Below are 4,502 nucleotides of genomic sequence, written 5' to 3'. Positions count from 1 at the left end.
GTATTCATCTTGGCCTTGGCATGAAAACTCCCGCTGAAATGGTTGCATATGTGGTGTCAGATTAAGCATATATTGACTTTAAAACATAGTTATGCTATTATATTAGGCAGATGAACAGATACCTGAGATTCCTGTTGGGATCGCCCCAGAGGGCGATCGTCACCCTCCTTGTCAGCTTTGGAATCTTCGGAATGATTGCACCCCAGACGGCTGGGAGCATCGTTGCCGAGGGCTGGAACAATTTCTGGATAGCCTTCAAACCGCTATTCCAGCAACTGCTTCAGTTGGCCATCGTTGTCGGAGGAATATGTCTCATTGTGAGGGGCGTATTTAAAAAACCAAAATCCAAATGAGTCACAACTCCACGGCAGAAGAAAAACTGCCCGGTACCAAACAAAATCAACAATCCCGCCATTATGCGCAAGCAGAAGGCGGGTTTTTTATTTTTTTATTTGATGTATACTGTGACCAATGGCGACATCAAAAAACAAAAAAAATAGGGGAATGGGAGGGTCTGGAAGGGCTGGCGGCAGCAAGGGTTCTGGGCGTCCTTTTCTCAATACTATTGTGGGCACTCTGGTCATCTTTTTTCTGCTAGTCAGTGCCTACTCATATATTACTGAGCTAAATGTCAAAGATCAGAATATCACTATTTCTGATCTGGCCACAGATATTACTGCTGGCAAGGTCAAGCAGGTGGTGGTCCAGGGTGATGATGTGACTATTACCTATACTGACAACGTTGAAAAGAAAACTAAAAAGGAAACGGGGGTTGCTTTGTCAGAAACCCTCGGCAATCTTGGCGTGGCAAAAGATAAAATTGCGGCGATAAAAATTGATAACCAGGATCAGTCTGGCTGGGTGTTTTGGCTGGTCAATCTTCTGCCGTTTCTTGGTCCGTTGGCCTTGATTGGTTTCTTTTTGTGGTTTATGACGCGGCAGGTGCGCGGAGCGGGGATGCAGGCCATGAGCTTTGGACAGTCTCGGGCACGGATCACTGATCCTGCAGACAAAAATTCACGGGTAACTTTCAAAGATGTGGCCGGAGCCAAAGAGGCAAAAGAAGAGTTGGCGGAAATCGTGGATTTTTTGCGCAATCCAAAAAAGTTTCTGGACATTGGAGCGCGTATTCCAAAAGGCATTTTGCTGATGGGGGCACCAGGCACCGGCAAGACCTTGCTGGCTCGAGCCGTGGCGGGCGAGGCTGGGGTAGCCTTCTTTTCTATTTCGGGTTCGGAATTTGTGGAAATGTTTGTGGGTGTGGGAGCCTCACGCGTGCGTGACCTTTTCAAATTGGCCAAGACCGCCGCGCCCGCCATTATATTTATAGATGAGATAGACGCCGTCGGGCGCGTGCGCGGCGCGGGTATGGGAGGCGGCAATGACGAACGCGAGCAGACTCTCAACCAAATTCTCGTGGAAATGGATGGCTTCGAACCAATGAAAAAGTAATCATCATGGCCGCTACCAATCGCCCCGATGTCCTTGATCCCGCCCTCCTCCGACCGGGCCGTTTTGATCGTCGTGTGACGATTGATTTACCCGATCGTGATGACCGCTTGGCTATTTTAAAAATCCACGCTCGTGAAAAACCTTTCGGCGAAGACGTCAATCTTGATGTCATTGCAGAGCGTACCCCTGGCTTTTCTGGTGCTGACCTTTACTCTTTGATGAATGAGGGAGCTATTCTCGCAGCGCGTGAAAATCGCACCAAAGTTGCGCAGTTTGATCTCATTCGTTCAATCGAAAAAGTGATGCTCGGACCTGAGCGTCGCAGCCATCTCCTTTCTAAAAAAGAAAAAGAGCTCACAGCCTACCACGAAGCTGGGCATGCACTCGTGGCTTCCATTTTGCCTTTTGCCGATCCAGTGCATAAAGTTTCTATCATTTCTCGTGGACGAGCAGCGGGCTACACTTTGAAATTGCCGATTGAAGATAAAAGAATGCAATCGAAAAATGAATTTTTGGATGATATTGCAGTGTCACTCGGAGGCTATGTCGTGGAGAAAACTATTTTCGGTGATCTCACCACAGGCTCTTCAAATGATTTGCAGGTCTCGACTGCTCTCGCTCGCGACATGGTCACCAAATACGGTATGTCTGACAAGATAGGCCCAATCGCTTTGGAAGGATCAGTCGGAGGTAGCCGGGCTATGTTTGGCAGAGGAGTAGAAGAGAAAGAATACTCAGAAAATGTCGGCTCAACTATTGATGATGAAGTTTCCAAAATTATGAATCAAGCCTACGACCGTGCGCTGGCTATTATTACCGAGCATCGTAAAGTACTTGACGCTATTTCTGCTGACCTCGTCGAACGTGAGACTATCGAACGTGATGACTTTGAAAAGATTTTGGTGGCCAATGGAATTGTGCCAAAGAAGAAGTTGGATTTGGAACATCTGGCCTAAAATACAAAACCCTTGTGGTGCGCGTGCTAGGGATCGAACCTAGGACCACCGAGGTATAAGCTCGGGGCTCTACCAACTGAGCTACACGCGCATAAACTTTCACTTTTCGAGTACTGAAACAGTTTATAGTATAGGGCTTTTTTCAGCAAATGAGCTATCTCGGAAAGACATCCGTCAGCTCGTCTGAATTGTAGAATTGGAGAGCGAGGCCGCCGAAGCTGTAGGTCGTGCCGTCTATGGTTATTTCTGCACCACCGACTTGCGGATTGGCATTGGGGGTGGAGTGCTCAAAGCCGATATTGAAAAGAGTCGCCAGGATGCCGACTTGTTTTGAAATGTCGAAACCGGCGGCTCGCCATTGGTTTTCGAGCTCGCGCATATTGAGGGCGGCGTAAAGATAGGAATAATAACGGTTGTGCTGATCGGTCATGCGGGTGAAGCGTTCAGTCTCGATGCTGGAAGTCGCTGTGGTGCTCGAAGTCGCAGCGGTGTTCGATGTTTGCTCGGAAACCTGGTTTGAGGCTTGAACAGAAAAATCTAGGAGATGTTCATATTTTTTGCCAGGATAAAAAGGGGAAGTGGTCGACGCGAGATTATTTTCAATCTGCAAAGCGGTCTCTGGCTTGATGCCGGCCACTCCCCATGAAAATTGGGTCATAGACCCGAGGATTTTCAGTGGATCAAAAAACTTTTTAAAAGATTCGCGGTCGGTATAAAAAAGTCGCATTTGCTCGACCATAATAACCGAAACAATCATCCGGGAAGAGATATCTGTCTGGCTGGAAACTTTTGCAATCACTGAGGTGTCTTTGACAATAGCGGCCTTAAAGGCTTGCCACTCGGCACTCTGAGCCCAGGCGCAAGTATTGTCTGTCGAGCAGTTCTGGATGGAGCCACTTTTTTGACCATTTTGCATGGCTTTTTGAAAATAGCTGCTTTGTAAATCAATAATCCCGGCGGTATTTGTCCAACCCAGTGAGACAGCAATATAGCCAGCTGTTAAGAAAAAACCAATAACAGCGAAAATATAAATAAAAATGTGAATGATTTTCAGGGTGATTTTTTTAGGAGTTTTTTCCATTTATTTTATTTGACGTGTATGTTACGTGTGCAGATTAACACAAATTTTTGATGACACAAAATCTAAGGTAGAGGTATGTGTATTTTCTCAATATGTAATATAAAGCATAAAAACTAAAACGCGGTAAAATGCGTCTACCTGTTACTGTCGTTACGGCTTTTATTCAAAATGAATAGAATCTTGATCGGCTAGTGCTTTGGCAAGAAGAGGATAGGTCTTTAAGCTAGTATCTTGCTCTACGAGTCGAGTGGCTTCAGTGCGAGCAGCCTCGACCATTTTGATATTTTTTAAGGCTTCCATGGCTATGTCGGTGATACCCCATTGTTTGCCCGTGTATAGAACACCCGCCCCGCGCAAAGCCAAATCCATTTCGGAAAGTTCAAAACCATTTTTGGCGGTGATCAAAGCCTTGAGACGATCGACGGTGGACTCGCTTTTACTTTCGGTAAAGACATAGCAATAGGCTTGATGGTTGCTGCGGATGACCCGTCCGCGGAGCTGGTGGAGCTGAGAAAGTCCAAAACGCTCGGCTCCCTCGATGACAATGATAGTGGCATTGGGGACATTGACCCCTACTTCTACGACGGAAGTGGAAACGAGAATATCAAGGCGGTGCTCAGAAAAATCACGCATCACTTTTTCCTTCTCGACAGGTTTCATTTTGCTGTGCATGATACCGATGCGATGGTGTGGAAAAACGTCTTTTTTTAAACGGGCGGCTTCGGTTTTGACGGATTTAGCCTGGAGGGATTGTTCTTTGTCTGGATCTGGCTCGTCGATGCGCGGGCAAATGACATAGGCTTGTCGGCCGGCCGCCAGCTCGCCGCGGATTTTTTCATAGGTGCCGGCGCGTTTGCCTGGCGACACGATTTCCGTCACCACCGGCCTGCGGCCGGCCGGCATCTGGTCTAACAAGGTCAAATCAAGATCTCCGTACAGAGTCAGAGCCAGGGTACGGGGGATTGGGGTAGCCGTCATTGAAAGTAAGTGTGGCACTGCCGCGGAAGTCCCCA

The 4,502-nt window shown here is 47.4% G+C and carries 5 protein-coding genes and 1 tRNA gene; 3 read left to right on the top strand and 3 right to left on the bottom strand.

Features of this window, described 5'->3' with window-relative positions:
• The first annotated feature begins 110 nt into the window (after window positions 1–110).
• The 3 genes from PHF79_03880 (at window position 111) to PHF79_03870 (ending at window position 2,408) form a co-directional block, all read left to right on the top strand.
• Window positions 111–353, top strand: a complete 243-nt coding sequence (locus PHF79_03880; GenBank protein ID MDD5318920.1) for a hypothetical protein — start codon at window positions 111–113, stop codon at window positions 351–353.
• A 118-nt stretch (window positions 354–471) separates the two neighbouring features.
• A complete protein-coding gene (locus PHF79_03875; GenBank protein ID MDD5318919.1) occupies window positions 472–1,452 on the top strand; it encodes an AAA family ATPase in 981 nt (326 codons plus the stop codon).
• Window positions 1,453–1,457: 5 nt separating this feature from the next.
• On the top strand, window positions 1,458–2,408 hold the full coding sequence (locus PHF79_03870) for a hypothetical protein (protein ID MDD5318918.1): 951 nt from the start codon (window positions 1,458–1,460) through the stop codon (window positions 2,406–2,408).
• A 15-nt stretch (window positions 2,409–2,423) separates the two neighbouring features.
• On the opposite strand, the gene PHF79_03865 is transcribed toward PHF79_03870, so the two are convergent.
• The 3 genes from PHF79_03865 to PHF79_03855 form a co-directional block, all read right to left on the bottom strand.
• Window positions 2,424–2,499: transfer RNA gene (locus PHF79_03865), tRNA-Ile, on the bottom strand.
• A gap of 63 nt (window positions 2,500–2,562) precedes the next feature.
• On the bottom strand, window positions 2,563–3,489 hold the full coding sequence (locus PHF79_03860) for a hypothetical protein (protein MDD5318917.1): 927 nt from the start codon (window positions 3,487–3,489) through the stop codon (window positions 2,563–2,565).
• A 159-nt stretch (window positions 3,490–3,648) separates the two neighbouring features.
• A partial coding sequence (locus PHF79_03855; protein MDD5318916.1) for a helicase-related protein occupies window positions 3,649–4,502 on the bottom strand: 854 nt, incomplete at its 5' end.

It is taken from the genome of Candidatus Paceibacterota bacterium, from assembly GCA_028714275.1.
Taxonomy (GTDB): domain Bacteria; phylum Patescibacteriota; class Minisyncoccia; order Phycocordibacterales; family CAINVO01; genus CAINVO01.
The sequence above is the reverse complement of the archived record's forward strand: the minus strand, read 5'-3'. Positions and strand labels throughout refer to the sequence as shown.

Bases quoted from the DNA above. Each gene is read 5' to 3' on its own strand.
- PHF79_03860 (MDD5318917.1), bottom strand. From the start codon at position 3,489: ATGGAAAAAACTCCTAAAAAAATCACCCTGAAAATCATTCACATTTTT.
- PHF79_03870 (MDD5318918.1), top strand. From the start codon at position 1,458: ATGGCCGCTACCAATCGCCCCGATGTCCTTGATCCCGCCCTCCTCCGA.
- PHF79_03880 (MDD5318920.1), top strand. From the start codon at position 111: ATGAACAGATACCTGAGATTCCTGTTGGGATCGCCCCAGAGGGCGATC.
- PHF79_03875 (MDD5318919.1), top strand. From the start codon at position 472: ATGGCGACATCAAAAAACAAAAAAAATAGGGGAATGGGAGGGTCTGGA.